This window comes from Achromobacter deleyi (assembly GCF_016127315.1).
Classification (GTDB): domain Bacteria; phylum Pseudomonadota; class Gammaproteobacteria; order Burkholderiales; family Burkholderiaceae_B; genus Achromobacter; species Achromobacter insuavis_A.
In genome coordinates, this window is record NZ_CP065997.1 from 5,591,878 (window position 1) to 5,617,477 (window position 25,600).

The following is a 25,600-nucleotide window of genomic DNA, read 5'->3' on the forward strand; positions in this document are numbered from 1 at the left end:
TGGATGTTAGCGTCAGGGGGACGGTTCCGGTATGGCGGAAAACACCGCCCTGCCCGCCCGCGCGGCGCCGGGACGGCCGCCCCTTGCCGGCCACGGGCGGACGGTGGGCGGCCGCGGGCCGCGACAGAGCGCGGCTCCGGCGCGGGTTCAGCCCGCGAGCAGTTCCTCGACCGCCAGGCCGATGGCCAGGATGCGGCGGTCGGCGCCGTTGCTGCCGGCGATCATCAGGCCGACCGGCGCGCTGCCGGCGGCTTGGCAAGGCAGCGACAGCGCGCAGCCATCGAGGAAGTTGATCAGGGTGGGATTGCGCAGAATCAGGCCGTTGGCGGCGTAATAGGCTTCATCCGAGGCCGTCAGGTCGGCCACGGCCGGCGCCACGATCGGCGTGGTCGGCAGGATCAGCGCGTCGTAGCCGGCGATGCGGCGATCGACGGCGGCGACCCAGGCTTCGCGCGCGTCCAGCAGGTCCAGGTAGTCGGCGGCGCCCATGTCCTTGCCGCGCATGATGCGCGACACCACGCGCGGATCGTAGCGCTTGCCGGCGCGGGCGATCAGGTCGCGGTGCCAGGCCCAGGCCTCGGCGGCGGTGAAGCCGCCCTTGGCGTTGATGCCGGCCAGTTCAGCGAATTCGGGAATGGCGATCTCGTCGACCAGGGCGCCGGCCTCGACCAGCCGCGCCACGGTGCGCGCGAAGGTGTCGGACACGTGCTTGTCCATGGCGTCCAGCGCCAGCGTCTTGGGCACCGCCAGGCGCAGGCCGCGCAGCGGCAGTGCCTCGGGCACCGGGCCGCCCTCGCCCGACAGGATGGCGTCCAGCTCGGCGCAGCAGCGCACGCTGGCGGCGATGGGGCCGATGGAGTCCAGGTTGGCCGACAGCGGCAGCACGCCTTCCATCGACACGCGCCAGGCGCTGGGCTTGAAGCCGGTCAGGCCGCACAGCGCGGCCGGGATGCGCACCGAGCCGCCGGTGTCCGAGCCGATGGCGGCCACCGCCATGCCGTCGCTCACCGAGACCGCGGCGCCCGACGACGAACCGCCGGGGATGCGGCCGGTGGCGCGGTCCCAGGGGTTCAGCGGGGTGCCGTAATGCGGGTTGATGCCCAGGCCCGAATAGGCGAATTCGGTCATGTTGGTGCGGCCGATGATGACCGCGCCGGCGGCGATCAGGCGCTGCACCACTTCGGCGTTGGCGTCGGCCGCGGGTTCGCCCTCGCGCGCCACCGAGCCGGCCATGGTGGTCTCGCCCTCGATGTCGAACAGGTCCTTGATGCTGATCGGCAGGCCCTCGATGGCCGAGCGCACGATGCCGGCGGCGCGCAGCGTGTCCGAGGCGCGCGCCTGGGCCAGCGCCGACTCGGCGTACAGGCGGGTGAAGGCGCGGGCGCCCTCGCCGGCCGGATCGGCGGCGCGCGCCAGGGCGGCCTCGGTCAGTTCAACGGAAGTGGTGCGGCCGTCGTTCAGGGCGGCGGTCAGGTCATTCAGGGTCGAAAGCATACGGTTCCAGGGGGCCGCGGGGCGGCATGAAAAGTGTTGGACCGGCGCGCCCCGCCGGGGCGCGTCATGGCAATCAGGGCGCCTGCCGGGCGTCAGGCCACCACCGGCAGGATCTCGACATGATACCGGTGGCGCAGGCTGCGTTGGCGGCGCGGATCGAACAGTTCCATGGTGAATTCGGCCGACGGGCGGATGCCGCCGATGGCGCCGACGGTGCCGCAGGTCATGCCGGCGCCTTCGGGCAGCGTCGCGGCGCCGCCGGTGTAGCCGGCGATCAGGTCCTGCGGCGTGCGCAGCGAGGCCAACGGGCCCTCCTGGTACAGCACCTCGGCGCCGTTCTCGACGATGTACGAACGGATCACCAGCTCGTCCCAGTAACCGGCCACGTCGGCCAGGCGCCAGGCCGTCGTCGCCACCGGCTTGACGCAGACCTGCTTGGACATGGCCACGCTGACCGTCTCCAGCTTGCGGTCGGTGTGGTCGGACGCGATGCTGACGTACATCTCGCCGTCGGCCGCGAACACGAAGGTCTCGACCTCGCCGGACGAATCGCCGCCCACCGCCTGCACCTGTTCGGCCTGGGTCAGCTGGTTGTCGGCGATGCGGTAGTACAGCGGCACGCTGGTGGGACGCGGCACGCCGATGGCGGCCAGCTCCTCGATATGGTGCTCGATGGCGGCGATGTCGCGCCCGGCCCAGCCGGCCACGATGAGGGTGTTGAAGTCCACCTCGACCTGGCGGGGGGAATCGGCTTCGATCTGGAATACGGCTTTCATGAAAAGTCCTGCGGAGGAAAACGGGGAGGAATGGGCGCGGCGACGCGGCCACGCCCGAAGGGAGACAGGGGCTAGCCGAACACCCGCGGCAGCCACAAGGCCATGTCGGGCCACCACGACAGCAGCGCCAGCATCACGAACATCGCCAGCACGAACGGCAGGCTGCCGACGATCACGGCGCTCATCGAGCCGCTCTTGCGCAGACTCTGCACCACGAACAGGTTCAGCCCCACCGGCGGCGTGATCAGCGCGGCCTCGACCAGGATGATGATGATGATGCCCAGCCAGATCGGGTCGTAGCCCAGCGCGATCATCACCGGCGCCACGATCGGGATGGTCGTGATCATCATCGACAGGGTCTCCATGAAGCAGCCCAGCACCAGGTAGAACACGATCAGGATCAGCAGCATCCAGCCCGGCGACAGCCCCAGCCCGGTGATCGAGCGCGTCAGCGCGTCGGTCAGGCCGGTCGCAGACAGCACGAAGTTCAGGAAGCTGGCAGCCACCACGATCAGCATGATCATGGCGGTCGACCGCATCGTGCCTTCCATGACTTCGCGCAGCATGGCCCAGCTCAGGCGGCGGAACCAGGCGGCCAGCAGCAACGCGCCCAGCACGCCCAGCGCGGCGGCCTCGGTCGGCGTGGCCAGGCCGGCATAGATCGAGCCCACCACCAGCAGGAAGATGCCCAGCGGCGGCGCCAGGTGCACCAGGCTGGCGAAGCGCTCGCCCCAGCTGGCGTGGATCTTCTTGCCGCCCCAGGCCGGCTTGGCCAGGCAGGCGATTGCCACGGTCACCATGAACAGCCCGGCCATCACCAGGCCGGGGATGATGCCGGCCAGGTAGAGCTTGGGCACCGACGAATTGGTCAGCACGCCATAGATCACCAGGTTGATCGACGGCGGAATCAGGATGCCGAGCGTGCCGCCGGCGGCCAGGCTGCCCAGGAACAGCGGCTCGTTGTAGCCGTACTTGCGGATCTGCGGGATCGCCACCGTGCCCACAGTCGCGGCGGTGGCCACGCTGGAGCCGGAAGTGGCCGAGAACAGCGTCGAGGCGCCGATGTTGGCGTGCATCAGGCCGCCCGGCAGCCACGACAGCCACAGGCTCATGGCGCCGTACATGCGTTCGGCGAAACCGGCCCGCAGCAGCACTTCGCCCAGCATGATGAAGAGCGGAATGGCGACCAGCAGGAATTCGTTGTTGGTGCTCCACGAGACTTCGCCGATCGCGCGCGACAGCGGCAGCATGGAGAACAGCGGATCCAGCATCAGGCCCAGCACTCCCAGGGCGGCGCCCACGGGGATGGACAGACCGATCAGGACCAGCAACAGGGTCAGGGCGGTTGCGATCATGCCGTGGCTCCCTTGACCATGCGCTCGCCGGCGGCGGCTTCTTCGTCGGCTTCTTCCTGCGCCGAGCGCACGCCGCAGATTTCCTTGACCAGCTCGATGTCGCCCGTCACCAGCGCGGCCGAAGCGCGCGCCAGCATCAGCGCCACGGTGATGCACATCCACACCAGGCCCAGCATCCACAGGCCCTGCGGGATCCACAGCGGCGTGGCCAGCGGCGTGTTGGCCGCGGACTTCTGTGTCCACGACATCTGCACCACTTCAAATGCGTAATAGGTCAGGTACACCATGAAGACGGCCATGGCCACCATGGACAGCCAGTCCAGCAGCGCGGACACGCGCACCGGCAGGTACTGGTACACCACGTCCACCCGCACGTTGGCGCGTTGCAGCGTGGCGAACGCCAACGCCCACGAAGTGCTGATGGCGAACGCGTAGCTCGACAGCTCGTCGGCGCCGCCGGTGTTGAAGCCGAGGAACTTGCGCGCCAGCACGTCGAAGGAAATCAGCAATACGCTGGCGACGGTCAACGCGCCGCCAGCCCACACCGCCGCGCGCGAGAACGTCTCGGCGCGCCGCAGCAGCCCGCCCAGCAGGCGGAATTGTTCAGATCGGGTCATGGGAAACCTATAGGGCCGGACCGGCCTCGATGAGGGATCGCGGGCGCGCCGCCATCGCCGGCGGCGCGCCTTCGCGCTTGCTTACTTGCTGGCGGTCAGGCCGAGCGTCTTGCCGATGGTGGCGTTGAAGTCCTTGACGCACTGCGCCGAGCAACGCGCGGCCCACTTGGGCACCACGGCTTCCTGCGCTACCTTCTTGACCAGTTCGCGGTCGGCGTCCGAGGGCTGCACCAGCACCATCTTGCCCTTGACGGGGAACGGGCACGCGGCCGCGCCGGTGTTGCAGTCGTAGCCTTCCTGGGTCTGGCGCGCCGCGGCGTCCCAGATGTTGTCGACCAGCGTCTTGACGTTGGCCTGCAGCAAGGTGCGCACGTTGGGATCGAGCTTGTCCCAGGCCTTCTGGTTGACGGCGTGGATCTGCTGGTTCCAGTTGATCGGCAGCGCCACCAGGTGGGTCGAGACTTCGTACCACTTGGCCGAGTAGCCCGACAGCGAACCGGTGATGGCGCAATCGACCACCTTGTTCTGCAGCGCCGGCACCACTTCGCCGAACGCCATGGTGACGCTGGAGCCGCCCAGCGCTTCCACGAATTCAGCGGTGGTGCGGCTGCTGGTGCGGACCTTCTTGCCCTTGAGGTCGGCCAGGCCCTTGATCTCGGCGTTGCAGAACAGCACCTGCGCCGGATAGGTGGAGATGCCCAGCAGCTTGACGTTGCTGCCCTCGCCGTACAGGCGCGCATAGACCGGCTCGAAGGCGTTGGTCACCTCGCGCGCCGTCTTCACGTCCGGCGCCAGGCCGGCCAGGTCGATGGCTTCGTTGATCGGGTTGTCGCTGGCGAAGTACGACAGCGTGGCGGTGCCGAACTCGACCACGCCAGTGGACATCAGGCGCAGCAGTTCCGGGCCCTTCAGGCCCATTTCATTGAAACCCTTGATGTCCGCCGTGACCTGGCCCTTGGACGCTTCCGGAATGGTCTTGGTCCAGAACGGCTTTTCGTAATCGTTGTAGGCGGTCAGGTTGGACAGGCCGCCGACCACCTTCAGGTGGGTCTTGGGCAGGTCTTGCGCCTGGGCGGCGCCGGCCAACAGGCTGGCGGCGACGGCGGCGAGAGCGAGCGACTTCTTCATGGACGAAAACTCCTGGCTGGCGGGATGGTCTGCGCGCGCGGGTCCCCGTTACCTTGAGCGCGCGGATAAGAATCGGTACGTCAGAGGAGCAAACGATTTCCCCCGGAGCCTGTCGAAGCAGGCAATCTTCTTGATGTGCCGCCATTGCAGCGTCAGGGGCGTCCAGCGTCCAATCGTAAGTTGCGATGTGGGGGTATAAATATTTCTTGGGTCTCATGGCGGCGGAACCCGCCACCGGCCACAAAGCCAGCAACCATGCGGCCTGGCGGGCAATCGCGACAACGCGCGGCCGGCGCGCGCACGGCCGCCGCGACGCGACCGCGCACGCGCTGCTGGGGAAAACACCTAGGTTGGATCGGCCGCGCCGGCGCGCGCCGGACGCGGCATTGCCGTACTAAGCAGGCACGCCGTCGCCGGCCTGCGCCGCGACCTTCTGCGCCATCTGCGCGATCAACCGCACCGCGTGGCTGTCGGGCCCCTGCACCCAGGTGGCGGTGAAGCTCAGCTCGGGTAGCGGATCCGCGTCGACCCGCAGGATGCGCAGTTCGCCGCGCGCCAGCTCCTTGCCCAGGAACACCGGCGCGATGACGCTGGTGCCGATGCAGTCCTGCGTCATCCGCACCACCATCGACATCGAGGCGCTGCCGTACATGCGCGGCGAGACGACGCCGGCGCGCGTCAGCATGTCGCGCACCACGCGGTACGGCGCGCTGTTGGACGGATAGGTCACGATCGGCAGCCGCGCGATGCGCTCCAGCGTCAGCGGCTCGGGCCCCAGGTCCAGCAAGGGACTGGCGACCCAGGCCAGCGGATAGGTGCACAGCGGCAGGTTCTCGACCCGCGCCTCCAGCACCGGCCCCATCAGGAAGGCCAGGTCGATCTGCCGCGCCATGAGGTGCGAGCGCAGCACGTGCGTGGTGTCGACCTCGATCTCCAGCACCAGCGCCGGATACGAGGCGTGCACCAGTTCGATCAGCGTCGGCAGCCAGGTCTGCACGATGGTCTCGGCCACGCCGATGCGCACCGTGCCGGTCATCACGTTCTGCTCGCGCGCGGCCTCGAACATGTCGCGCCGCACCTGCAGCATGCGCTCGGCGTGCGACAGCAGTTCATGGCCCTTGGCGGTGAGCTTGACGCCGCGCGCGTCGCGCTCGAACAGGCGCACGCCCAGGTCGGCCTCGAGCGAGGCGATGCGTTGCGAGACCGCCGGCTGCGTGGTGTTGAGTTTGTCGGACGCGGCGCGAAAGCTGCCCAGCGTGGCGACCCAGAAAAACGTTTCTATATTGCGTAGTTCGATCATGAACCTTTCCCCCTGCCGCGATGAGCGTATCATGTCAGCCGCCCCGTGGCCCCGCCCACGGCCCCCTAGCGCACAAGGAGCCTGTCCATGTCCCCGGCCGATACCGGTCGCCCGCGTCCCGCCGCCAGCGGCCCGCTCGTCGGGATCGTGTTGCTGGTGCTATCGATGTGGACGCTGTCCTGCCTGGACGCCAGCGGCAAATGGGTCATGAACGCCGGGGTGCCGCTGCTGGTGCTGTCGTGGTTCCGCTATGCCGTGCACCTGGTGCTGGTGCTGGCGCTGGTGCTGCCGACCCGGGGCGTCGGCATCCTGCGCAGCAACAAACCGCGCGAACAGCTCCTGCGCGGCGGCTCGATGTTCCTGGCCACGCTGATGTTCTTCACCACGCTCAGCTACATCCCCCAGGCCGAGGCCACCGCCATCAACTTCCTGGCGCCGTTGCTGGTGCTGTCGCTGGCGCCGTGGATCCTGAAGGAACCGGCGCGCATGTCGCGCTTCGTCGCCGCCGGCATCGCCTTCATCGGCGTCATCATCGTCATCCGGCCGGGCGGCGGCCTGCATCCGGTCGGCACCATTTTCGGCCTGCTGACGGCCTGTTGCTTCGCCGCCCAGTTCATCGCCACGCGCCGCGTGGCCGGCGACGATCCGTTCACCTCGCTGATCTGGAGCGGCGCGGTCGGCACCGGCTGCCTGACGCTGGCCCTGCCCTTCATCCTGCCGCCCGCCCTGCCGGTGCTGCAGGCGCTGACGCCGCTGGACTGGACGCTGCTGATCTCCACGGGCGTCACCGGCGGCCTGGGCCACCTGTTCCAGATCGCCGCCTACCGCCGCGCGCCGGCCTCGACGCTGGCGCCCTTCATCTACCTGCAGATCATCAGCGCCACCACGGTCGGCTGGCTGGTGTGGGACCACTTCCCCGATCCCCTGACCTGGCTCGGCATCGCCATCATCTGCGCCAGCGGCATCGGCATCGGCCTGGTGGAATGGCGCCGCGGCCGCTCCCGGGTAACCGCCGCGGCCTGATCCGCGTCACGGCAAGGCCGCTCTGCCCGGCGGCCGGCGCGCGGGCTCCCGTACAATGCCGGGCGTCTCCCGCCTGCGCGCGGCACCCTCCCGGCATTTCCAGAACGAGGTCTCCATGATCATCAAACCCCGCGTGCGCGGCTTCATCTGCGTCACCACCCATCCCGTCGGCTGCGAGGCCAACGTCAAGCAGCAGATCGACTACGTCCGCGCCCAGGGCCCGATCGCGGGGGGGCCGAAACGCGTGCTGGTGATCGGCGCGTCCACCGGCTATGGCCTGGCGGCCCGCATCAGCGCCGCCTTCGGCTGTGGCGCCCAGACCCTGGGCGTGTTCTTCGAGCGCCCTGGCGACGCCGCCAAGGCCGGCACCCCGGGCTGGTACAACAGCGCCGCCTTCGACAAGTTCGCCAGCGCCGAGGGCCTGTACGCCAAGAGCATCAACGGCGACGCTTTCTCCGACGCCATCAAGGCCCGGACCATCGCCGCCATCAGGCAGGACCTGGGCCAGGTCGACCAGGTGATCTACAGCCTGGCCGCGCCGCGCCGCACCCATCCGGTCAGCGGCGCGGTGTTCAACTCGACCCTCAAACCGGTCGGCCAGGCGGTCACGCTGCGCGGCCTGGATACCGACAAGGAAGTCATCAAGGAATCGGTGCTGGAACCGGCCACCCAGGAAGAGATCGACGCCACGGTGGCGGTCATGGGCGGCGAGGACTGGCAGATGTGGATCGACGCCCTGCTCGAGGCCGGCGTGCTGGCCGAGGGCGCCACCACCACCGCCTTCACCTACCTGGGCGAGAAGATCACCCACGACATCTACTGGAACGGCTCGATCGGCGCCGCCAAGAAAGACCTGGACCAGAAGGTGCTGGACATCCGCGCCAAGCTGGCCGCGCGCGGCGGCGACGCCCGCGTGTCGGTGCTGAAGGCGGTCGTGACGCAGGCCAGCTCGGCGATCCCGATGATGCCGCTGTACCTGTCGCTGCTGTTCAAGGTCATGAAGGAACACGGCACGCACGAAGGCTGTATCGAGCAGGTCTACGGCCTGTACCGCGACAGCCTGTGCGGCGCGGCGCCGATCCTGGACGACGAAGGCCGCCTGCGCGCGGACTACCCGGAACTGGACCCGGCCGTGCAGGCCAAGGTGCAGGCGCTGTGGCCCCAGGTCACCCAGGACAACCTCTACGAACTGACCGACTTCGCCGGCTACAAGCGCGATTTCCTGCGCCTGTTCGGGTTCGAGGTCGACGGCGTCGACTACGAGGCCGACGTCGATCCGGACGTGAAGATCCCCGGCCTGATCAGCGCCTGAGGCCGGTGCGCGGCGGCCGATCCGGCGCCGCGGCCCACACGGCTCAGGACGGCGCGCCGGCGCCGAACAGTTTCAACAGCTGGTCCAGCCCGCCCTGGTCAATCGCCACCCTGGCCTCGCGCCGCACCGCCGGCTTGGCGTGATACGCCACCGACAGGCCGGCCGTGCGCAGCATCGGCAGGTCGTTGGCGCCGTCGCCCACCGCGATGGCGCGCTCCGGCCCCACGCCCAGCGCCGCGCACACTTCCAGCAGCTTGCGGCGCTTTTCCTCGCCGTCGCACAGGTCCCCCCAGGCTTGCGGCAGCAGCCGGCCGGTCAGCCGCCCATCGACGATCTCCAGCACGTTGGCGCGCACGTCGTCCAGCCCCAGGCGCACCCGCAGCCGGTCGGTGAAGCAGGTGAAGCCGCCCGTCACCAGCAGGCAGAACAGCCCGGCGGCCTTGCAGGCCGCGATCAGCGTCTCCACGCCCGGATTGAGCGTCAGGCGCCGGTCGTAGACCTCGTCCAGCGCGTCGGCCGGCATGCCGGCCAGCAGCGCCACGCGCTGCCGCAGGCTCTGCTTGTAGTCGACGATCTCGCCGCGCATGGCGGCTTCCGTCAGCGCGGCCACCTCGGCCTTTTTCCCCATCAGGTCGGCCATCTCGTCCAGCGTCTCGATGGCGATCAGGGTCGAGTCCATGTCGAAGGCGATGACCTTGTAGTCCGACAGCGCCAGCGGCGGTTCGATGCCGCGCCAGTGCAGGCCGGCGTCGCTCTGGAAATCTTGCATGGACAGTCCTTGTTCTATTGCTCGGGTAGCGGATGGCCGGCCTCGCGGCCCAGCCAGTCGATGAAATGGCGCGCCGCGGCCGCCGCCGGCGCGTCCGGGCGGAACAGCGCATGGACGCCAGCGTTGGGCAGGCGCGGCTGCAGGAACAGCGGCCGCAGCCGGTCCGCGCGCAGGTCGTCCTGCAGCAGGCACCACGGCGCCAGGGCGATGCCCAGGTCGTTCATGGCGGCCTGCATGCACAGGAATTGATGGTCGAACACCGGGCCGGGCAGTTGCGCCGGCACGTCCACCTTGGCCAGCGCGAACCAGCGCGGCCAGTGGTCCATGCCGCCGGCGACCTTCAGCAGGGGATGCCCCAGGCAGTCGGCCGGCGTGGCCAGGCGGTTGCGCTCGATGAAGCGCGGCGAAGCCACCGGCACGTGGAAGTCATCCAGGCAATGCACGCAGGCCATCTCGGCGTGCGCCACGTAGCCATGCCGGATCTGCACGTCGCTGCCGGCCTCATCGCCGCGGTCCAGGAACGAGCGCCCCTGCGTGGTGAGCTGCACATCGATGCCCGGATGCAGCGCCTGGAAGGCCGACAGCCGCGGAATCAGCCATTTCATCGTCAGCGACGGCGTGGCGCTGACGCGCAGCACGCCGCCATAACCGGGCGAGCGCAACTTGGCGGTGGCCGCCGCGATGCGCTCCAGGCTGGCCTGGACCTCGGGAAAATACGCTTGCGCGCACGGCAGCAGCGTGACGCCGCGGGCCTCGCGCGCGAACAGCGGCTGGCCGACGTAGTCCTCCAGGATGCGGATCTGCTGGCTGACCGCGCTGTGCGTGATGCTCAGCTCGTCGGCCGCCGCGGTGAAACTGCGCAGGCGCGCCGCGGCCTCGAATACCCGCAAGGCTTTCAGCGGCGGCAGGCTCTGGCCCGCCATCTCAGGCGACGTCCGCCCGTGCGCCACCCTGGCGCAAGGCTTTGCTGCGTGTTCCCACGATTTCCCTTGTCATCTGTTTTTGCCGGCGCCGCGCGGGGCGGCGCCGTTGCTATGAGCCGCATTCTAGGGGATTGCGGCGCCGCCGACCTCTTAGAAAAACTAACGCCAGCCCTTAAAAAACACCGCTGGTGGCGGCGCGGCGGCCTTCCTATGATGCGCACAATCCCAGGTAGGAACCATTCATGGCATCGATCACCGTAGACGGCATCATCAAGACATTCGGCGGCCAGCAGGTGTTGCGCGACCTGTCGCTGCACATCCCCGACGGCGCGTTCTACACGCTGCTGGGCCCCAGCGGCTGCGGCAAGACCACCCTGCTGCGCTGCATCGCCGGTTTCTACGCGCCCGACGGCGGCCGCCTGCTGTTCGACCAGGACGACGTCACGCACGTGTCCGCGCACCGCCGCGACATCGGCATGGTGTTCCAGGACTACGCGCTGTTTCCCGACAAGACCGCGTTCGACAACGTCGCCTACGGCCTGCGCGCGCGCGGCGTGGCGCGCGCCGAGATCAAGCGGCGCGTCGACGAGGCGCTCGACAAGGTCGGCCTGGCGGCGCTGGCCGACCGCTACCCGGCGCAGATGAGCGGCGGCCAACGCCAGCGCGTGGCCCTGGCGCGCGCCCTGGTGATCCGGCCGCGCGTGCTGCTGATGGACGAGCCGCTGTCGAACCTGGACGCCAAGATGCGCCTGCAGATGCGCGACGTCATCCTCGACCTGGTGCGCGAAGCCGGCATCACCACCGTGTTCGTCACCCACGACCAGGAAGAAGCCCTGGCCATGTCCGACCGCATCGCCATCATGGACCACGGCAGCATCGCCCAGCTGGGCACGCCGGAAGACCTGTACGGCACCCCGGTCAACGCCTATGTGGCCGACTTCATCGGCTCGGCCAACGTGATCCCGGTGCCGGCGCGCGGCGGCCTGGCCGGCGCGCCCGCCGGCCACGTGCGCTACGAGCTGTGCGGACTGGGCTTTGACGGCACGCTCGGCAGCGCCGCGCTGGCCGACCGCTCGGTGCTGATCGCCCGCCCCGAGGAACTGGCCCTGATGGCGCCCGCGCCCTACGTGCCCAACACCCTGCCCGGCAAGGTGCTGCGGCGCCAGTACCTGGGCTTCAAGACCGCCTACCGCATCGCGCTGCAGGACGGCTCGGAGATCCGCGTGGAACTGCACGCGGGCAACATGGTGGCGCAGTTCCAGCCCGGCGAGGCCGTGCAGGTGCTGATTCCCGCCGACAGCCGCGTCGTCAACGCCTGAGGACCGCCACGCCATGAAGATCAAATGGTGGCCCTGGGGCATCCTGACGGCAATCAGCCTGGCGCTGCTGCTGTTCTTCGTGCTGTATCCGCTGGCGGTGCTGTTCAGCAACAGCGTCACCGGCCAGGACGGCGGCTTCTCGCTGGAAGGTTTCCGCGCGCTGCTGGCCGACTCGCAATACCTGGAGGCGTTCGGCAACACGCTGGTGCTGGGGCTGGTGGTGACCACCTGCACCATCCTGGTGGGCGTGCCGTTCGCCTACATGGTGGCGCGCTACGACTTTCCGCTCAAGAACCTGGTGGCGATCCTGCCGGTGCTGACCATCGTCATTCCCGAGATCATCGTTGGCCAGTCGTGGCTGCTGGTGCTGGGCAACAACGGCATCCTGACCAACCTGCTGGGCGACGCGGGCATCTCGCTGCCGTCGTTCTATGGCTGGACCGGCATGGTGTTCTCGATGACGCTGGTCTACTACACCTACATCTACCTGGGCGTGCTGGCCGCGTTGCGCGGCTTCGACGGCCAGCTGGAGGAAGCCGGCCTGAGCCTGGGAACGCCGCCACTGATGACGCAGCTGCGGGTGCTGGTGCCGGTGCTGCTGCCGGCGGTTCTGGTGAACGCGCTGGTGGTGTTCACGCTGGTGGTCGGCAACTTCGCGCTGGCGATGCTGCTGGGCAGCCGCGTGCCGCTGCTGTCGGTCATGACCTACAACACCTTCGTCAGCGAAATGGGCGGCAGCCCGACGTTGCAGAGCGCCATGTCGGTGGTGTCGATCGCCATCGTCGCCATCGTGCTGTTCGTGCAGAAGCGCGTGGTCGAGCGCAAGGTCTACACCATGACCCAGGGCCGCGCGCCGGCGGCGCGCCGGGTGCGCTCCTGGCAGGCGATGCTGTACACCGGCGGCGTCGGCCTGGTGATCCTGCTGTCGATGCTGCCGCTGATCGTGGTGTTCATCGCCGCCGTCACCAAGACCAGCGGGCCGGTGATGCACTGGGGCTCGTGGTCGCTGGCCAGCATGCAGCGCGCCCTGCACGGCGCGCCCGAGCCGATCCTGAATTCGCTCAAGTTCGCCTCGCTGGCCACCGTCACGGGGGTGGCGTTCGCGGTGCTGGTCAGCTACCTGACCATCAAGAAGCGCAGCGCCTTCACCCAGGTGCTGGACTACATCGTGGTGCTGCCGCTGACCATCTCGGGCACGGTGCTGGGCATCGCGCTGGTGCAGACCTTCAACACCGGCTGGCTGGTGCTGGCCGGCACCTCCGGCATCATGGTGCTGTGCTATGCGGTGCGGCGCCTGCCGTTCGCGGTGCGCAACGCCTCGTCGGTGCTGTTCAACATTCCCGACTCGATCGAGGAAGCCTCGATCAGCCTGGGCGTATCGCCGCTGATGACCTTCTTCAAGGTCATCCTGCCGGCCATGAAGGCCTCGATCATCTCGGCCGCCATCCTGATGTGGCTGACCACGATTTCCGAGCTGTCGGCCTCGATCGTGGCCTACAGCGGCGGCCTCGAAACCATGCCGATCGCCATCTTCCGCCAGGTCGACGGCGGCCGCCTGGGCATGGCCTCGGCCTATGGCGCGGCGCTGGTTACGGTGATCGTGCTGCCCATCATCGTGTCGGTCAAGGCATTCCGCATCAAGCTGTTCTCCGGCAAATAACCCGCATCCACAAAGGCTCCCCATGCACCTCAAACACCTCCTGCAAACCGGCCTGCTGGCCGCCACCCTGGCCTCGGGCGCCGTGCACGCGCAGAACGTGGTCCTGTACTCGTCCAACAACACCGAGACCATCGAGACCGCGCTCGACGCCGTCAAGAAGAAGTCGCCCAAGCTGAACGTGCAGCCGGTCACCGGCGGCACCGGCACCATGATGAAGCGCATCGAGGCCGAGGCCCAGAACCCGCGCGGCGACCTGTTCTGGAGCGGCGGCTTCGGCACCCTGGGCGCCTACCGCCAGCACCTGCAGCCCTACCGCCCGGCCGACCTCGACAAGATCCCCACCGAGTTCCGCGGCCCGGACGACCTGTGGGTCGGCACCAACGTGCACATCATGGTGTTGATGGTCAACGAGCGCCAGTTGAAGGGCCTGGCGGCGCCGGCCACCTGGTCCGACCTGATGCAGCCGCAATGGAAAGGCAAGTTCGCCATCACCGATCCGTCCAAGAGCGGCACCGCCTACATGCTGGTCTACGGCCTGTACAAGCAGTTCGGCCAGGAAGGCCTGGACAAAATCGCCGCCAACGCCGTGGTCACGGCCTCGTCGGGCACCACCTACAAGGGCGTGGCGGCCGGCGAATACGCGGTCGGCATGACGCTGGAATACGCCGCCCAGGAATACGTGGCCGGCGGCCAGAAGGAGATCAAGCTGGTCTACCCGACCGAAGGCAGCTACCTGGCGCCCGAAGGCATGTTCATCATCAGGGGCGCCAAGAACCTGGACGCCGCCAAGGCGCTGTACGACGGCCTGCTCAGCAAGGAATCGCAGGAAGCGCAACTGGTCAAGAACTTCCGCCGTCCGACCCGCAGCGACATCGCGGTGGCCAGCCTGACCACCCTGCCCGACTTCAGCAGCATCAAGATCTTCCCGGTCAGCCAGGACGCCGCCGCCAAGGAATACGAAGCCGTCGTCACCGCCTGGAACCAGGCCGTGGCCAAGGCCAAGTAAGGCCCGCGCCAAGCAAGAACGCCACCTTCGGGTGGCGTTTTCGTTTCGGGTTTGTGTCCCGGACAGGCGGCATTGGCCGCGCCCGGATGCCGCGTCAGGCCGCCATGCGGCCCGCCGCCAGCACCACCTGGCGGCTGCAACGCGCCGCCAGTTGCGGATCGTGCGTCACCAGCACCAGGGTGGTGCCGTGCTCGCGGTGCAGGTCGAACATCAGGTCGATGACCGTCACCCCGGTGGCGGCGTCCAGGCTGCCGGTGGGTTCGTCGGCGAACAGCAGGTCGGGCTGCACCACGAAGGCGCGCGCCAGCGACACCCGCTGCTGCTCGCCGCCGGACAGGGTGCGCGGATAGTGATGCAGGCGCGCCCCCAGGCCGACGCGCTCGAGCATGGCCTGGGCCGCCTCGCGCGCCGGCTGGCCGGCCAGCTCCAGCGGCAGCATGACGTTTTCCAGCGCCGTCAGGTTCGGCAGCAGCTGGAACGACTGGAACACGAACCCCACGTGATTGGCCCGCAGGCGCGCGCGGCCGTCCTCGTCCAGGGCGAACAGGTCCTGCCCGGCCAGGCGCACGCTGCCCTGGCTGGGAACATCCAGCCCGGCCAGCAGTCCCAGCAAAGTGGACTTGCCCGACCCGGAGCTGCCGGTAATGGCCACGGCGCTGCCCGCCGCCACCGTAAAATCGATGTCTTCCAGGATAGACAGCGTCCCGCCGGCATCGGCCACCCGCTTGCCCAGCCCTTTCACCTCGATCGAATTCTTGCTATCCATGCGCCTGATTCCCCTGATTCGCCGTTCACTACTGATATCCACGCTTGCCGCCGCCACCCTGGTGGCGCCCGCCCACGCTCAGACCGCCGCGGCGGCCCAGGGTTCCGCGCAGCGCACCGTGCTGGTGGTGGGCGACAGCCTGGCCGCCGAATACGGCATCAAGCGCGGCACCGGCTGGGTGCCGCTGCTGTCCGCGCGGCTTTCCGAACAATACCCGAAGTACAAGGTGGTGAACGCCAGCATCAGCGGCGATACCACCAGCGGCGGTGTCGCGCGCCTGCCGGCCCTGCTGCGCCAGCACGAGCCGGCGGTGGTGGTGCTGGAGCTGGGCTCGAACGACGCCCTGCGCGGGCTGCCGCTGAACATGACGGAACAGAACCTGCGCGCCATGGCGCAGGCCGCGCGCAAGGCCGAGGCCGACGTGGTCATCGTCGGCATGCAGATCCCGCCCAACTACGGCCGTGACTACACCCAGCGTTTCGCCCAGGTGTTCCCCACGGTCGCCAAAGACGAAAACGCCCGGCTCGTGCCCTTCCTGATGGAAGGTATCGCAACGAACCGGGCGATGTTCCAGGCCGACGGCATCCATCCCAACGAGGATGCCCAGGCCCGATTACTGGACAATGTCTGGCCGGCGTTGCGGCCCTTGCTGCAGTGACGCGGGCCTGAACGGCCCGCGACCCGTGGCGCGGCGGATCAGCCCGCCGCCTGCTGCGAGGCGTCGCCGCCGCGGATGGCATCCGCGGCCGCCGGCAGCACCTGCACCTTGTATTCCTCGCGCAGCATGCGCACCAGCGCCTCGTTCTCGGCCTGGCCCCAGGCGCCGGCCAATTGCTGCGCCAGACGTTCCTTGTCGGCGGCCTCGACCGTGCCGGCCTCGACCTTCTCCAGGCGCACCAGCGTGTAATCGGCGCCCGACTGCACGCCGGTGTAGGCCGGCAGCTTGGCGGCCGGCAGGCGCATCACGGCGTCCAGCACCTGGCGCGGCAGGTTCTTGGGATCCTGGCGCGACACCACCAGCGGACCGCCGAAGCCTTCCGGCGCCGCGGCCGGGTTGGCCTGGTCGGCCGCCAGCGCGGCTTCGCCGGCCTTCTTGGCGGCTTCGGCCGAGCGCTCGTCCAGCAGCTTGGCGCGGATCGAATCGCTGACCTTGTCCAGCGCCGGCACGTGGGCCGGTTCGACCGCGGCCACGCGCACCGCCAGCATGGTGTCGGGCGACAGCTCGATCACGCCGGAATTCTGCTTTTCACGCAGCACGTCGGGCGAGAACAGCACCTGGCGCACGCGCGGGTTGTCCAGCAGCGTGGCGTCCGGGCTGTCGACCGCGGAACCCGGGCCGGCCTGGTCGGCGGGCAAGAGGCCTTCGCGCGTCACGCCCGAGGCGGTGCGCAGCTTCAGGCCGACCGCGTCGGCGGCGGGCTGCAGGCTGTCGCGCTGGTCGTAGACCTGCTTGTTCAGCTGGCTGGCCATTTCCGAGAAACGCACGGCGGCCAGTTGCTTGCGGACTTCGGCGGTGATCTGGCTCTTGACCTCGGCCAGCGGCTTGATCGCGGCCGGCTGGATCTCGGTGACCTTGATGACGTGGAAGCCCGACGGGCTTTCGACCACGCCCGAGACCTGGTCCTTGGACTGGCTGAAGATCGCCTTTTCCAGCGGGCCGGACAGCATGCCCGGCGCCAGCCAGCCCAGGTCGCCGCCATTGGCGGCCGAACCGGCGTCCTGCGAATTCTTGCGGGCCAGCTCGGCGAACTGCGCCGGGTCGGCGGCGGCCTGCTTGGCCAGGTCCTCGGCCTTGGCGCGGGCGGCCTTGCGCGCATCTTCCGAGGCGCCGGCGGGCACTTCGATCATGATGTGGCTGGCGCGGCGGCGCTCGGGCTGGCCGAAGCGGCTCTTGTTCTGTTCGTAGTACGAAGCCAGGTCCTCGTCCTTGACCTGCACGCCTTCGGTGGCGGCGGCCTCGTTCAGCACCAGGTATTGCACCTGGACCTGCTCGGGAATCTGCAATTGCTGCTTGTTGGCGTCGTACCAGGCCTGGATGTCGGCCGGGGTGACGCTCACTTGCGAGCGGAAATCGGCGGCGGCGAAGCGGCGCAGTTGCACCGTGCGCTGCTGCGTCAGGGCGGTTTCGAGCGACGCCACCACTTCCGAGGGCGCGCTGGCCGACTGGCCGACCGGCTCGAGCACGCGGGCCACGGCCAGGTCACGGCGCAGGCCGGCTTCGAACGACGTCGGCGACATGCCCTGGGCCGCCAGCACCTGGCGGTAGCGCTCGGGCGAGAAACGGCCGTTGTCCTGCACTTCCGGGATCGCGGCGATGGTGTTGCGCAGCGTTTCGTCGGACACCGAGAAACGGTTGTCGACGGCCACGTTCGCCAGCAGGCGCTGGTTGATCAGCTGGTTCAGCAGCGCTTCGCGCAGTTGCGGCGTGTCGATCACGGCCGGGTCGAACTGCGCGCCCAGGCGCTGGCGATACTGTTCAAGCTGGTTGCGGTGCGCCTGGTCGAACTCCGCGCGGGAAATGGGCTGGCCGGCGACGGTCGCCAGTTCAGGCTCCTTGCGCATGAAGCTCTCATAGCCCTGAATCCCGACGAGGAAGAAGGAAGGCACAATCAGAAGCAGCAGGATGAACTGCATCCAGCGCCGGTGGCTGCGAATAAATTCGAACATGGAATCCCTGTTGCCGCACTCGGGGGGAGACTTCCGCCCGGGCCGCACGAAAACGCATAAAAAAAGGCGAATCTCATTCGCCCTATTCCCATACCGGTCAAACCGGGTCAGCGGGCGGATTTTAGCATTTCTCATTCTTCCCGCAGCGTCTGCTTACATCGGCCCGGCCGGCGCCCTTGCCGCCCGCGCGCCACGGGCTTTCCACCCCCATGGAAGCCGCCCTCGGTCAACCCGGGAAACCCCCGTTTTCGCCTTCCGTCCCCAATCGTATCGTGACCCTCGGGCCGCCACGCCGTGGCCGGCGTGCACGACGCCGCCAAGGGCCAGCAGCAGGCCATGCTCGACACCATGCGCGACCTGGTCAACATCGAATCGGGCAGCAAGGACGTGGAAGGCGTGGAACTGAACTGGACCGTGGCCCAGGCCGGCACCAACCGCAACGTCATCCCCGGCCAGGCCACCGCCCAGGCCGACGCCCGCGCCCTCAAGGCCCGCGGCCCCGTCATCGAAGGCATGGGCCTGAGCGGCTTCGGCGCCCACTCCAACGAAATAAGCCGCCCCCCGTCCACCACCACATATGTCCCGCAAGGCCGCGCAGGGCGGCCTCGCGGGACGGGCGCCAGCAACTCCTCCGGGCCCCCGCCCCCTTCCCACGAAGCCCAAGCACGCCCCTCGCCCCGGCGGCGCCCCGAGCATTCACCGCCGCGAGCGGCGGCGGGGCCGTGGGGCGGGGCTGGGGCGTGTAGAGGCGCGCGCGACGGAATCCGAAGGAGCCGCAGGCGACAAGGATGAGGACGCGCTGTCCGGCGCGCACGCGCCGGACAAGCCTCGTAGCCCCAGCCCCGCCCCACGGCCCCGCTGCCGCGCCCAAAAGAAACCCCACCCGCCCCCCTAGCAGCAGCCCCCGCGCACCAGGGAACGAAACCCCAGAACAGAGTATCCTTCCACCCTGTCCCAAAGAACCCCAAACGCATCAAAAGAAATGACCGCACTCCTCCCCACCTGGCCCTATTCCCGCCACATCGCCCACCGCGGCGGCGGCCGCCTGGCCCCGGAGAACACCCTCGCCGCCATGCGCGTCGGCGCCGAACACGGCTTCACCATGTTCGAATACGACGTCAAGCTCAGCCGCGACAACGTCCTCGTCCTGATGCACGACGACGACGTCGACCGCACCTCCAACGGCCACGGTCCCGCCGCCGCCAAGACCTTCAGCGAACTGGCGCAACTGGACTTCGGCAGCTGGCACTCCGCCGCCTACGCCGGCGAACCCCTGCCCACCTTCGCCGCCGTGGCCCGCTACACCGTCGCCAACGGCATCGCCAGCAACGTCGAGATCAAGCCCTGCCCCGGCCGCGAAGCCGAGACCGGCGCCGCCGTCGCCCTGGCCGCCCGCGAACTCTGGCAAGGCGCCGCCGTGGCCCCGCTGCTGTCGTCCTTCGCCGAGGAAGCCCTGCAGGCCGCCAAGGACGCCGCGCCCGAACTGCCGCGCGCCCTGCTGGTCGAGAAAGTGCCGGCCGACTGGCTCGACCGCCTGGTCAAGTACGACTGCGTCGCCCTGAACATCAACCAGAAGGACGCCACGCGCGAACTGATCGACGCCGTGCACGCCGCCGGCTACCGCATCGCCGCCTGGACCGTCAACGACCCCGAACGCGCGCGCCTGCTGCTCGACTGGGGCATCGACGGCATCTTCACCGACGAACTGGCCGCCATCCGGCCCGCCGCCTGAGGCCCCCGCCCCGTGTTCAGCTATCGCCACGCCTTCCACGCCGGCAACCACGCCGACGTGCTCAAGCACGCCATCCTGGTCCACACCCTGGATTACTTCAACCGCAAGGACGCGCCCTACTGGGTCATCGACACCCACGCCGGCGCCGGGCTCTACAGCCTGGACAGCGACTGGGCCGCCAAGACCTCGGAATTCGCCGACGGCATCGGCCGCCTGTGGGAACGCGACGACCTGCCGCCCCTGCTGGCCGACTACATGGCCCGCATCCGCGCCTTCAACACCAACGGCCGCCTCAAGCGCTACCCTGGCTCGCCCTGGCTGACGCTCGACGCGCTGCGCCCGTCCGACCGCCTGCGGCTGTTCGAGATGCATCCCACCGAGATCGACACCCTGGTCGGCAACCTCGAACACATGGACCGCACCGCGCAGCGCCAGACCACCATCTACGGCGACGACGGCTTCGAGGGCGTCAAGGCCCTGCTGCCGCCGCCCACGCGCCGCGGCATGGTGCTGATCGACCCGTCCTATGAAGACAAGAACGACTACCGCCGCACGCTGATCACCGTCAAGGAATGCGTCAAGCGCTTCGCCACCGGCACCATCGCCGTCTGGTATCCGCTGGTGCAGCGGCGCGAGGCCAGCGAAATGGCGCGCCACTTCGAGAACCTCAAGGTCAAGAGCTGGCTGCACGCCACCCTCACCGTCAAGAAGGCCACCATCGACGGCTACGGCCTGCACGGCAGCGGCATGTTCCTGATCAACCCGCCCTGGACGCTGCACGACGCCCTCAAGCAGACCATGCCCTACCTGGCGCGCGAACTCGGCCAGGACGAACGCGCGAGCTTCACGCTGCAGTACCGCGAGAACCCGTTCCCCGTGCCGAAGAAGCAGTCGGACGACTGATTCTAGACCCGTCCCCATAAAAGCCCGGCCTTGCGTGATCGAGACGCAAGGCCGGGCTTTTTTATTTCGACCTGCGCCCCTGGCACGCCGCGGCCGGGCCTGCGCGCCGGGAACACGTGGTTCGCTTTTGGCGCGATCGGATTTGCGGAACCGGCGGCGCCTGCTTATCTTGGGGTCTTGGCCGATACCGATGTCCTGTCGTACGCGGCGGCAATCCGACGGAGCCGGAAGATGCGTCAAATCCTGGTCTATTCCTCCTTTTCATGGCTGGCCTTGGCGGGCGGCCTGCACTTCGCCATCGATGTCGTTGCGCAGTTCGCCCGGGGCGCACGCGCGCCCGGGCCGGAAACCACGCTGTACTACGGCCTGCACTCCGCCTATGCGCTGGGGCTGGTGCTTTTCGGCGGCTTCGGTTTGCTGGTGGCGCGCCAGGCGCCCGCGCTCCTGAGCCAGTGGCCCGCACTCGCGCTCACCGTTTTCGCCGCGGCCGCCTGGCTCGTCCTGGCCTTTGTGTTCATCGAGTACCGCCCGCCCAGGATCCTGATCAGCGTGTTCGCCGTCCTCGTGCTCGCGCTGGTGGCCACGCGATGAAGACCACGCCAGCGCGAAGCGCCCGCCCAGGCAACCGGCGCATCGGAACCTTCTCGATACCGCCCAGGGCGATCGCCGGCTTCGGCCTGTCGATCGAAAGATTGTGCGAACGCGCGGGCGTGGCGCCGTCGAACCATTTGGACACGGGCGAATTCTTCCGCCTCTGGCAGGCCGTAGAGGCGGAACTCGATGACCGGTCGGCGGGCCTGCGTTTCGGCGCCGAGGGCATTGCCCGCGGCTACGGCATCCCATCGATCGTCGCGCTGCACGCCCCGGACTTTCGCCAGGCCCTCGCGGCCCTCGCCCGCTACAAGCGGCTGACCTGCCCCGAGCTGGTGGAAGTCGAGACCCGGGGCGACGAGGCGATCGTGCGCTATCGCTGGCTGCAGGCGACGGGGGAAGTGCCGCGCCTGCTCGTCGATACCACCCTGGCCTCGCTCAAGGAGATGGCCCACCGTGGCAGCGCCGGCCGGGTCGCCCCCATTCGCCTGGAGCTGACGCGACGGCCGGCGGACCAGACGCTTTTGCGCGGCCACTTCGGCTGCCCCATCGTCTTCTCGGCGGCCAGCGACGCCATGGTGTTCGATCGCTCCGCCCTCGACGTGCCGTTCGCCGCCGCTGGGGGCGGCGCCTTCGCGCAGGTGGCCGAAGGCCTGGAACAACGGCTGGCCGAGGGAGAGGGATTCCCGGCGCTCATCGCCGAAGTGCGCGTGGCCATCGCGCGGCAGCTGAGCGAAGGCCGTCCCTCCGATATCGCCGCGGTGTCGGGCCGGCTGCTGACCAGCCGCCGTACCTTGCAACGGCGGCTCTCGGCGCAAGGCACCACCTTCCAGCAGCAATTGGACCGTGTCCGGCGCATCACCGCGAGCCGGTTGCTATCGACCACCGAACTCGATGCCGTCGCCATCGCCATGCTGCTTGGCTTCGCGGAACCCAACTCGTTCGCCCGCGCATTCCGGAACTGGGAGCAGACAACCCCGGTCCGCTGGCGCGAGCGTCACGCCCCCTCGTCGAACCCTTGAAAAGACCCGCCCAATGAACCTTTCCGGCAACACCATCCTGATTACCGGCGGCACCAGCGGTATCGGCCTCGAACTGGCCAGGCAGTTTCTCGCCGCGGGCAACACCGTGCTCGTCACCGGACGCTCGCAGGCCCGCCTGGCCGAAGCGCGCACGGCGTTCCCCGCATTGCACACATTCATCTGCGACCAGCGCGATCCCGCGTCGATCGCCAGCGCTTGCGCTGCCATCGCGCGCACGTTTCCGGCGCTGAATGTGCTGATCAACAACGCCGGCATCGGGCTCAAGCTCAACCTGAACGAAACCGACCGCCCCCTTCCGGACCTGGAGAACGAGATCAGGACCAACCTGATCGGCCCGATCCAGCTGATCAACCAGCTCCTGCCCGTGTTGAAACGCCAGCAAAGCGCCACCATCGTCAACGTCACCTCGGGCCTTGCGTTCGTGCCGCTGGCCCTGAAGCCGATCTACAGCGCCACCAAGGCCGCGATGCACTCGTACACCCAGTCCCTGCGCGCGCAGCTGAGACTCTCCAGCGTGAAGGTGGTCGAACTGGCGCCGCCAGCCATCGACACGCCCTTCAACAAGGACCAGGAAGACATGAACAGCGCCATGCTGATGGACGTCGCCAAGTTCGGCCGCGCTGCGCTGCGGGGACTGCGCAAGGGCCAGGACGAAGTGCTGCCCGGCGCGAGCAGGTTGATCCGTTTCATCGGCCGCATCAACCCGCGCGCCGTCTTGAGGCGTGCGGATGCCGAGCAGATGGGCCGTCGATAGCGCCTTGATGGGCCGACGGCCGTCTCAGGGCTCGCCCACGACGGTCATGCGCCATATCGCCAGGCCGCGCACCAGGATCTCGCCGGCCTCCTCGATGTGCGCCTCGAGCAGCCGGCAGGCCCGTTCGACCTCGCCCTGGCGCACCGCGTCGAGCAATTCCAGGTGCTCGCGCTGCGAGCCCGGATCCCAGGCCACGCACGATGCCGTCACATGCATGTAGCGCGTGCGCGACTCGTGCAGCATGTCGATCGTCGCCAGCAGCCGCGGCATCGCGCACGGCCGGTACAGCGCCTCGTGGAAGGCGCGGTTGGCCGCCTCCCAGTCGCGCATGTCGCGCGCCTTGTCGCCCGCCTCGATCGCGGCCTGCGCCCGCGCCAGGTCGCCGGCGCTCATCGCCGCCATTGCGTGGCGCAGGGCCAGCGATTCGAGCGCGCCGCGCATGCGCGTGATTTCCACGATCGAGGCCTCGTCCAGCGAACTCACCCGCACGCCCTTGCGCGGCTCGCTCACCAGCAGCCCGCGTGCCTCGACCCGGCGGAACGCCTCGCGCACCGGCACATGGCTGGCGCCGAACTCGGCCGCCAGCGCGTCCTGGCCCACCCGCTCGCCAGGGCGCAGCTGGCCCGTGATGATGCGTTCGACCAGCGTGCGCGCGATGCGCCCGGGCAAGGTGTCGTCATCGTCGCGCGACGCGCCGTGGGCCAGGGTCATGCGGCCTCCCGCGCCTGCCACAGCGGACCGCAGGCGGACTGCGTGGCGGCGGTGAGGCTGCCGTCCGCGACCCGCGCGCGCAACTGCGCGATGTCGTCATGGACCCAGCGGTCATCGCCGAGCATGGCCGGCACCGTCGCCCGCACCGCCGACCAAGCCGCGGCCGTGCCCGCGCCCACCGGATAGGCGGCCAGGTCAAGCTCGGCCAGGTCCAGGGCCTGCGCGGCCAGCAGCAGTTCGACGGCCACCACCGCCTGGGTGTTCTCGACCACGGTGCGGGTGCGGCGCGCCGCGAAACACGAATTGCTGATGTGGTCTTCGGTGTTGCCCTTGGCCGGCAGGCTGGTGGCGCTGGCCGGGCCGCACAGGCCCATGTTCTCCAGCACCAGCCCGGTCCCCATGCTCTGCACCACCGAAAAACCGGTATTGATGCCCGGGCGCTGCGCGATCAGGTTGGCCGGCAGGCCGAAATTGCAGGCCGGATCGACCAGCCGCGCGCTGCGGCGGTCGCAGATCGCCGACAGGTCGGCCACCGCCAGCGCCAGCAGGTCCATGGCCTGGGCGATGTACTGCCCATGGAAGTGTCCGCCCGAAACGATGGCGTAGCCCGCGTCTTCCGGGAAGATCAGCGGATTGTCGGTGGCGCTGTTCATTTCGGTGGCGAGGATGCCGTCGATGTAGTCCAGCGCGTCCAGCACCGGCCCGTAGACCTGCGGCACGCAGCGCAGCGAATAGACGTCCTGGATGCGCGGCGCCAGGGGCGGCGTATGCGGTGTGCCGGCCTGTGCCGGATCCAGCCCCGGCGTGCCGCGCAGGCGCAGTTGCCGGGCCGGCTCGGTGCAGCGCTGGCTGCCCGCCACCAGCTGGCGGATCGCCGCGGCCACCCGCCGCTGGCCGCGGTGCGGGCGCGCCAGCATGACGCGGTCCTCGAAACACGAGAGTTCGCCACGCAGCGCCTCCAGCGTCATGGCCATCGACAGAGTCGCGCTGCCCAGCAGCTCGCGCGCGTCGTGCGCGGCCAGCACGGCATAGGCGAGCGAGGCGGTCGCGCCATTGATCAACGCCGTCGCATCCTTGGCCTGCACGTCCATCGTGGGCGCCATGCCGGCCTGCCCGAAGGCGCGCGCGGCGGGCATCACCTCGCCACGGTAGGCGACGCGCGATTCCGGCAAGCCCATCAGGGCGCCGCTCATCAGGGCCAGCGGCGCCAGGTCGCCGCTGGCGCCGACGCTGCCCTTGGACGGCACCAGCGGCGTGATGCCGTGGTTGAGCATGGCGATGAGCCGGTCGATGATCGCGACCCGCACGCCGGAATGATTGCTGGCGAAGGCATTGACGCGCAACGCCATCATGGCGCGCACCACCTCGTCCGGCATCGGTTCGCCCGTGCCCGCCGAATGCGAACGCACCAGGCTGGCCTGGAACGTGGCGATCTCCGCCGGCGCGATGCGATGGCTCTTGAGCGCCCCCACGCCGGTGTTGAAGGCGTACATCAGCGGCGCGGCGTCGTTGAGCCAGTGCGATTCGATGTAGCCGCGCGTGGCGTCCAGGGCCTGGCGGGCGGCGTCGGCCAGGGCGACGGTGGCGCCGCCGCGCGCGATGGCGACGACGTCCTCGGCGCGCAGATGCGCGCCGTCCAGCGTGATGACGGGAGTGTTCATGGGCGAGGGCCTGGTCAAGTTTTATAGATTATCTATAAAATTACCGAGCGTGACAAGAAATCCTGGGTCCGCGCGATTCCGCCTTCACCC

At 69.0% G+C, this 25,600-nt stretch carries 23 protein-coding genes and 1 pseudogene; 12 read left to right on the plus strand and 12 right to left on the minus strand.

The window, feature by feature from the left end:
- Positions 1–147: 147 nt before the first annotated feature.
- The 6 genes from I6I07_RS25085 to I6I07_RS25110 all read right to left on the minus strand — a co-directional run bounded on the left by I6I07_RS25085 (position 148) and on the right by I6I07_RS25110 (position 6,670).
- A complete protein-coding gene (locus I6I07_RS25085; RefSeq protein ID WP_198484165.1) occupies positions 148–1,494 on the minus strand; it encodes an amidase in 1,347 nt (448 codons plus the stop codon).
- A 92-nt stretch (positions 1,495–1,586) separates the two neighbouring features.
- Positions 1,587–2,270: a DUF2848 domain-containing protein gene (locus I6I07_RS25090; RefSeq protein WP_054431384.1), complete on the minus strand. Its 684-nt coding sequence runs from the start codon at positions 2,268–2,270 to the stop codon at positions 1,587–1,589.
- Between the two features lie 71 nt (positions 2,271–2,341).
- On the minus strand, positions 2,342–3,625 hold the full coding sequence (locus I6I07_RS25095; protein WP_054487464.1) for a TRAP transporter large permease: 1,284 nt from the start codon (positions 3,623–3,625) through the stop codon (positions 2,342–2,344).
- Positions 3,622–4,242: a TRAP transporter small permease subunit gene (locus I6I07_RS25100; protein WP_198484166.1), complete on the minus strand. Its 621-nt coding sequence runs from the start codon at positions 4,240–4,242 to the stop codon at positions 3,622–3,624. Before I6I07_RS25100 ends, I6I07_RS25095 begins: the two co-directional genes overlap by 4 nt.
- 81 nt (positions 4,243–4,323) lie before the next feature.
- Positions 4,324–5,370: a TRAP transporter substrate-binding protein gene (locus I6I07_RS25105; RefSeq protein ID WP_198484167.1), complete on the minus strand. Its 1,047-nt coding sequence runs from the start codon at positions 5,368–5,370 to the stop codon at positions 4,324–4,326.
- Between the two features lie 394 nt (positions 5,371–5,764).
- Positions 5,765–6,670, minus strand: coding sequence for a LysR family transcriptional regulator (locus I6I07_RS25110; RefSeq protein WP_198484168.1), 906 nt, complete (start codon positions 6,668–6,670; stop codon positions 5,765–5,767).
- An 87-nt stretch (positions 6,671–6,757) separates the two neighbouring features.
- On the opposite strand from I6I07_RS25110, the gene I6I07_RS25115 reads away from it, so the two are divergent.
- Together I6I07_RS25115 and fabV are read left to right on the plus strand one after the other, a co-directional pair.
- The gene (locus tag I6I07_RS25115; RefSeq protein WP_198484169.1) at positions 6,758–7,693 is read left to right on the plus strand and encodes a DMT family transporter; all 936 of its coding nucleotides are present in this window, start codon (positions 6,758–6,760) and stop codon (positions 7,691–7,693) included.
- A 115-nt stretch (positions 7,694–7,808) separates the two neighbouring features.
- On the plus strand, positions 7,809–9,005 hold the full coding sequence (gene fabV, locus I6I07_RS25120) for an enoyl-ACP reductase FabV (protein ID WP_198484170.1): 1,197 nt from the start codon (positions 7,809–7,811) through the stop codon (positions 9,003–9,005).
- A 43-nt stretch (positions 9,006–9,048) separates the two neighbouring features.
- On the opposite strand, the gene serB is transcribed toward fabV, so the two are convergent.
- Positions 9,049–9,774 (minus strand): phosphoserine phosphatase SerB, encoded by a 726-nt coding sequence (gene serB / locus I6I07_RS25125; protein ID WP_198484171.1) that lies wholly within the window; start codon positions 9,772–9,774, stop codon positions 9,049–9,051.
- 14 nt (positions 9,775–9,788) lie between these two features.
- Entirely contained in the window at positions 9,789–10,697 is a 909-nt protein-coding gene (locus tag I6I07_RS25130; protein WP_198484172.1) for a LysR substrate-binding domain-containing protein, read from the minus strand.
- A 242-nt stretch (positions 10,698–10,939) separates the two neighbouring features.
- On the opposite strand from I6I07_RS25130, the gene I6I07_RS25135 reads away from it, so the two are divergent.
- From I6I07_RS25135 to I6I07_RS25145, 3 genes are read left to right on the plus strand one after another with little or no spacing between them, the layout of a single operon-like run.
- Complete coding sequence (locus I6I07_RS25135; RefSeq protein ID WP_006394726.1) at positions 10,940–12,016, plus strand: ABC transporter ATP-binding protein; 1,077 nt, start codon at positions 10,940–10,942, stop codon at positions 12,014–12,016.
- Between the two features lie 13 nt (positions 12,017–12,029).
- Positions 12,030–13,676 carry an ABC transporter permease gene (locus I6I07_RS25140; RefSeq protein ID WP_198484173.1) on the plus strand — a complete coding sequence of 549 codons (1,647 nt, stop codon included), beginning with the start codon at positions 12,030–12,032 and terminating at the stop codon, positions 13,674–13,676.
- 22 nt (positions 13,677–13,698) lie between these two features.
- On the plus strand, positions 13,699–14,682 hold the full coding sequence (locus tag I6I07_RS25145; RefSeq protein ID WP_198484174.1) for an ABC transporter substrate-binding protein: 984 nt from the start codon (positions 13,699–13,701) through the stop codon (positions 14,680–14,682).
- 94 nt (positions 14,683–14,776) lie between these two features.
- Here I6I07_RS25145 and I6I07_RS25150 read toward each other — a convergent pair whose 3' ends face one another.
- Positions 14,777–15,448, minus strand: coding sequence for an ABC transporter ATP-binding protein (locus tag I6I07_RS25150; RefSeq protein WP_054460650.1), 672 nt, complete (start codon positions 15,446–15,448; stop codon positions 14,777–14,779).
- On the opposite strand from I6I07_RS25150, the gene I6I07_RS25155 reads away from it, so the two are divergent.
- On the plus strand, positions 15,447–16,106 hold the full coding sequence (locus tag I6I07_RS25155) for an arylesterase (protein ID WP_054431373.1): 660 nt from the start codon (positions 15,447–15,449) through the stop codon (positions 16,104–16,106). The genes I6I07_RS25150 and I6I07_RS25155 overlap by 2 nt on opposite strands.
- 38 nt (positions 16,107–16,144) lie before the next feature.
- On the opposite strand, the gene I6I07_RS25160 is transcribed toward I6I07_RS25155, so the two are convergent.
- Entirely contained in the window at positions 16,145–18,115 is a 1,971-nt protein-coding gene (locus tag I6I07_RS25160) for a SurA N-terminal domain-containing protein (RefSeq protein ID WP_198484175.1), read from the minus strand.
- Positions 18,116–18,508: 393 nt separating this feature from the next.
- On the opposite strand from I6I07_RS25160, the pseudogene I6I07_RS31945 reads away from it, so the two are divergent.
- The 6 genes and pseudogenes from I6I07_RS31945 to I6I07_RS25190 all read left to right on the plus strand — a co-directional run.
- Positions 18,509–18,604 (plus strand): annotated as a pseudogene (locus tag I6I07_RS31945) (peptidase dimerization domain-containing protein); the annotation flags it as partial.
- 493 nt (positions 18,605–19,097) lie between these two features.
- Positions 19,098–19,847, plus strand: coding sequence for a glycerophosphodiester phosphodiesterase (gene ugpQ / locus I6I07_RS25170; RefSeq protein WP_198484176.1), 750 nt, complete (start codon positions 19,098–19,100; stop codon positions 19,845–19,847).
- Between the two features lie 12 nt (positions 19,848–19,859).
- Positions 19,860–20,750 (plus strand): 23S rRNA (adenine(2030)-N(6))-methyltransferase RlmJ, encoded by an 891-nt coding sequence (locus I6I07_RS25175; protein WP_006394718.1) that lies wholly within the window; start codon positions 19,860–19,862, stop codon positions 20,748–20,750.
- 231 nt (positions 20,751–20,981) lie between these two features.
- Entirely contained in the window at positions 20,982–21,341 is a 360-nt protein-coding gene (locus tag I6I07_RS25180; RefSeq protein ID WP_198484177.1) for a hypothetical protein, read from the plus strand.
- The gene (locus I6I07_RS25185) at positions 21,338–22,363 is read left to right on the plus strand and encodes an AraC family transcriptional regulator (protein WP_198484178.1); all 1,026 of its coding nucleotides are present in this window, start codon (positions 21,338–21,340) and stop codon (positions 22,361–22,363) included. The genes I6I07_RS25180 and I6I07_RS25185 overlap by 4 nt, the downstream gene beginning before the upstream one ends.
- Before the next feature lie 13 nt (positions 22,364–22,376).
- On the plus strand, positions 22,377–23,138 hold the full coding sequence (locus tag I6I07_RS25190) for an SDR family oxidoreductase (RefSeq protein WP_198484179.1): 762 nt from the start codon (positions 22,377–22,379) through the stop codon (positions 23,136–23,138).
- A 24-nt stretch (positions 23,139–23,162) separates the two neighbouring features.
- Here I6I07_RS25190 and I6I07_RS25195 read toward each other — a convergent pair whose 3' ends face one another.
- Together I6I07_RS25195 and I6I07_RS25200 are read right to left on the minus strand one after the other, a co-directional pair.
- On the minus strand, positions 23,163–23,849 hold the full coding sequence (locus I6I07_RS25195; protein ID WP_006394717.1) for a GntR family transcriptional regulator: 687 nt from the start codon (positions 23,847–23,849) through the stop codon (positions 23,163–23,165).
- Positions 23,846–25,510, minus strand: a complete 1,665-nt coding sequence (locus I6I07_RS25200) for an HAL/PAL/TAL family ammonia-lyase (RefSeq protein ID WP_198484180.1) — start codon at positions 25,508–25,510, stop codon at positions 23,846–23,848. The genes I6I07_RS25195 and I6I07_RS25200 overlap by 4 nt, the downstream gene beginning before the upstream one ends.
- Positions 25,511–25,600: the final 90 nt, after the last annotated feature.

Bases quoted from the DNA above. Each gene is read 5' to 3' on its own strand.
- serB (WP_198484171.1), bottom strand. From the start codon at position 9,774: ATGCAAGATTTCCAGAGCGACGCCGGCCTGCACTGGCGCGGCATCGAA.
- I6I07_RS25100 (WP_198484166.1), bottom strand. From the start codon at position 4,242: ATGACCCGATCTGAACAATTCCGCCTGCTGGGCGGGCTGCTGCGGCGC.
- I6I07_RS25200 (WP_198484180.1), bottom strand. From the start codon at position 25,510: ATGAACACTCCCGTCATCACGCTGGACGGCGCGCATCTGCGCGCCGAG.
- I6I07_RS25110 (WP_198484168.1), bottom strand. From the start codon at position 6,670: ATGATCGAACTACGCAATATAGAAACGTTTTTCTGGGTCGCCACGCTG.
- I6I07_RS25115 (WP_198484169.1), top strand. From the start codon at position 6,758: ATGTCCCCGGCCGATACCGGTCGCCCGCGTCCCGCCGCCAGCGGCCCG.
- I6I07_RS25185 (WP_198484178.1), top strand. From the start codon at position 21,338: ATGAAGACCACGCCAGCGCGAAGCGCCCGCCCAGGCAACCGGCGCATC.
- I6I07_RS25095 (WP_054487464.1), bottom strand. From the start codon at position 3,625: ATGATCGCAACCGCCCTGACCCTGTTGCTGGTCCTGATCGGTCTGTCC.
- fabV (WP_198484170.1), top strand. From the start codon at position 7,809: ATGATCATCAAACCCCGCGTGCGCGGCTTCATCTGCGTCACCACCCAT.
- I6I07_RS25195 (WP_006394717.1), bottom strand. From the start codon at position 23,849: ATGACCCTGGCCCACGGCGCGTCGCGCGACGATGACGACACCTTGCCC.
- I6I07_RS25135 (WP_006394726.1), top strand. From the start codon at position 10,940: ATGGCATCGATCACCGTAGACGGCATCATCAAGACATTCGGCGGCCAG.
- I6I07_RS25130 (WP_198484172.1), bottom strand. From the start codon at position 10,697: ATGGCGGGCCAGAGCCTGCCGCCGCTGAAAGCCTTGCGGGTATTCGAG.
- I6I07_RS25150 (WP_054460650.1), bottom strand. From the start codon at position 15,448: ATGGATAGCAAGAATTCGATCGAGGTGAAAGGGCTGGGCAAGCGGGTG.
- I6I07_RS25085 (WP_198484165.1), bottom strand. From the start codon at position 1,494: ATGCTTTCGACCCTGAATGACCTGACCGCCGCCCTGAACGACGGCCGC.
- I6I07_RS25180 (WP_198484177.1), top strand. From the start codon at position 20,982: ATGCGTCAAATCCTGGTCTATTCCTCCTTTTCATGGCTGGCCTTGGCG.
- I6I07_RS25145 (WP_198484174.1), top strand. From the start codon at position 13,699: ATGCACCTCAAACACCTCCTGCAAACCGGCCTGCTGGCCGCCACCCTG.
- I6I07_RS25140 (WP_198484173.1), top strand. From the start codon at position 12,030: ATGAAGATCAAATGGTGGCCCTGGGGCATCCTGACGGCAATCAGCCTG.
- I6I07_RS25090 (WP_054431384.1), bottom strand. From the start codon at position 2,270: ATGAAAGCCGTATTCCAGATCGAAGCCGATTCCCCCCGCCAGGTCGAG.
- I6I07_RS25105 (WP_198484167.1), bottom strand. From the start codon at position 5,370: ATGAAGAAGTCGCTCGCTCTCGCCGCCGTCGCCGCCAGCCTGTTGGCC.
- I6I07_RS25160 (WP_198484175.1), bottom strand. From the start codon at position 18,115: ATGTTCGAATTTATTCGCAGCCACCGGCGCTGGATGCAGTTCATCCTG.
- I6I07_RS25155 (WP_054431373.1), top strand. From the start codon at position 15,447: ATGCGCCTGATTCCCCTGATTCGCCGTTCACTACTGATATCCACGCTT.
- I6I07_RS25190 (WP_198484179.1), top strand. From the start codon at position 22,377: ATGAACCTTTCCGGCAACACCATCCTGATTACCGGCGGCACCAGCGGT.
- ugpQ (WP_198484176.1), top strand. From the start codon at position 19,098: ATGACCGCACTCCTCCCCACCTGGCCCTATTCCCGCCACATCGCCCAC.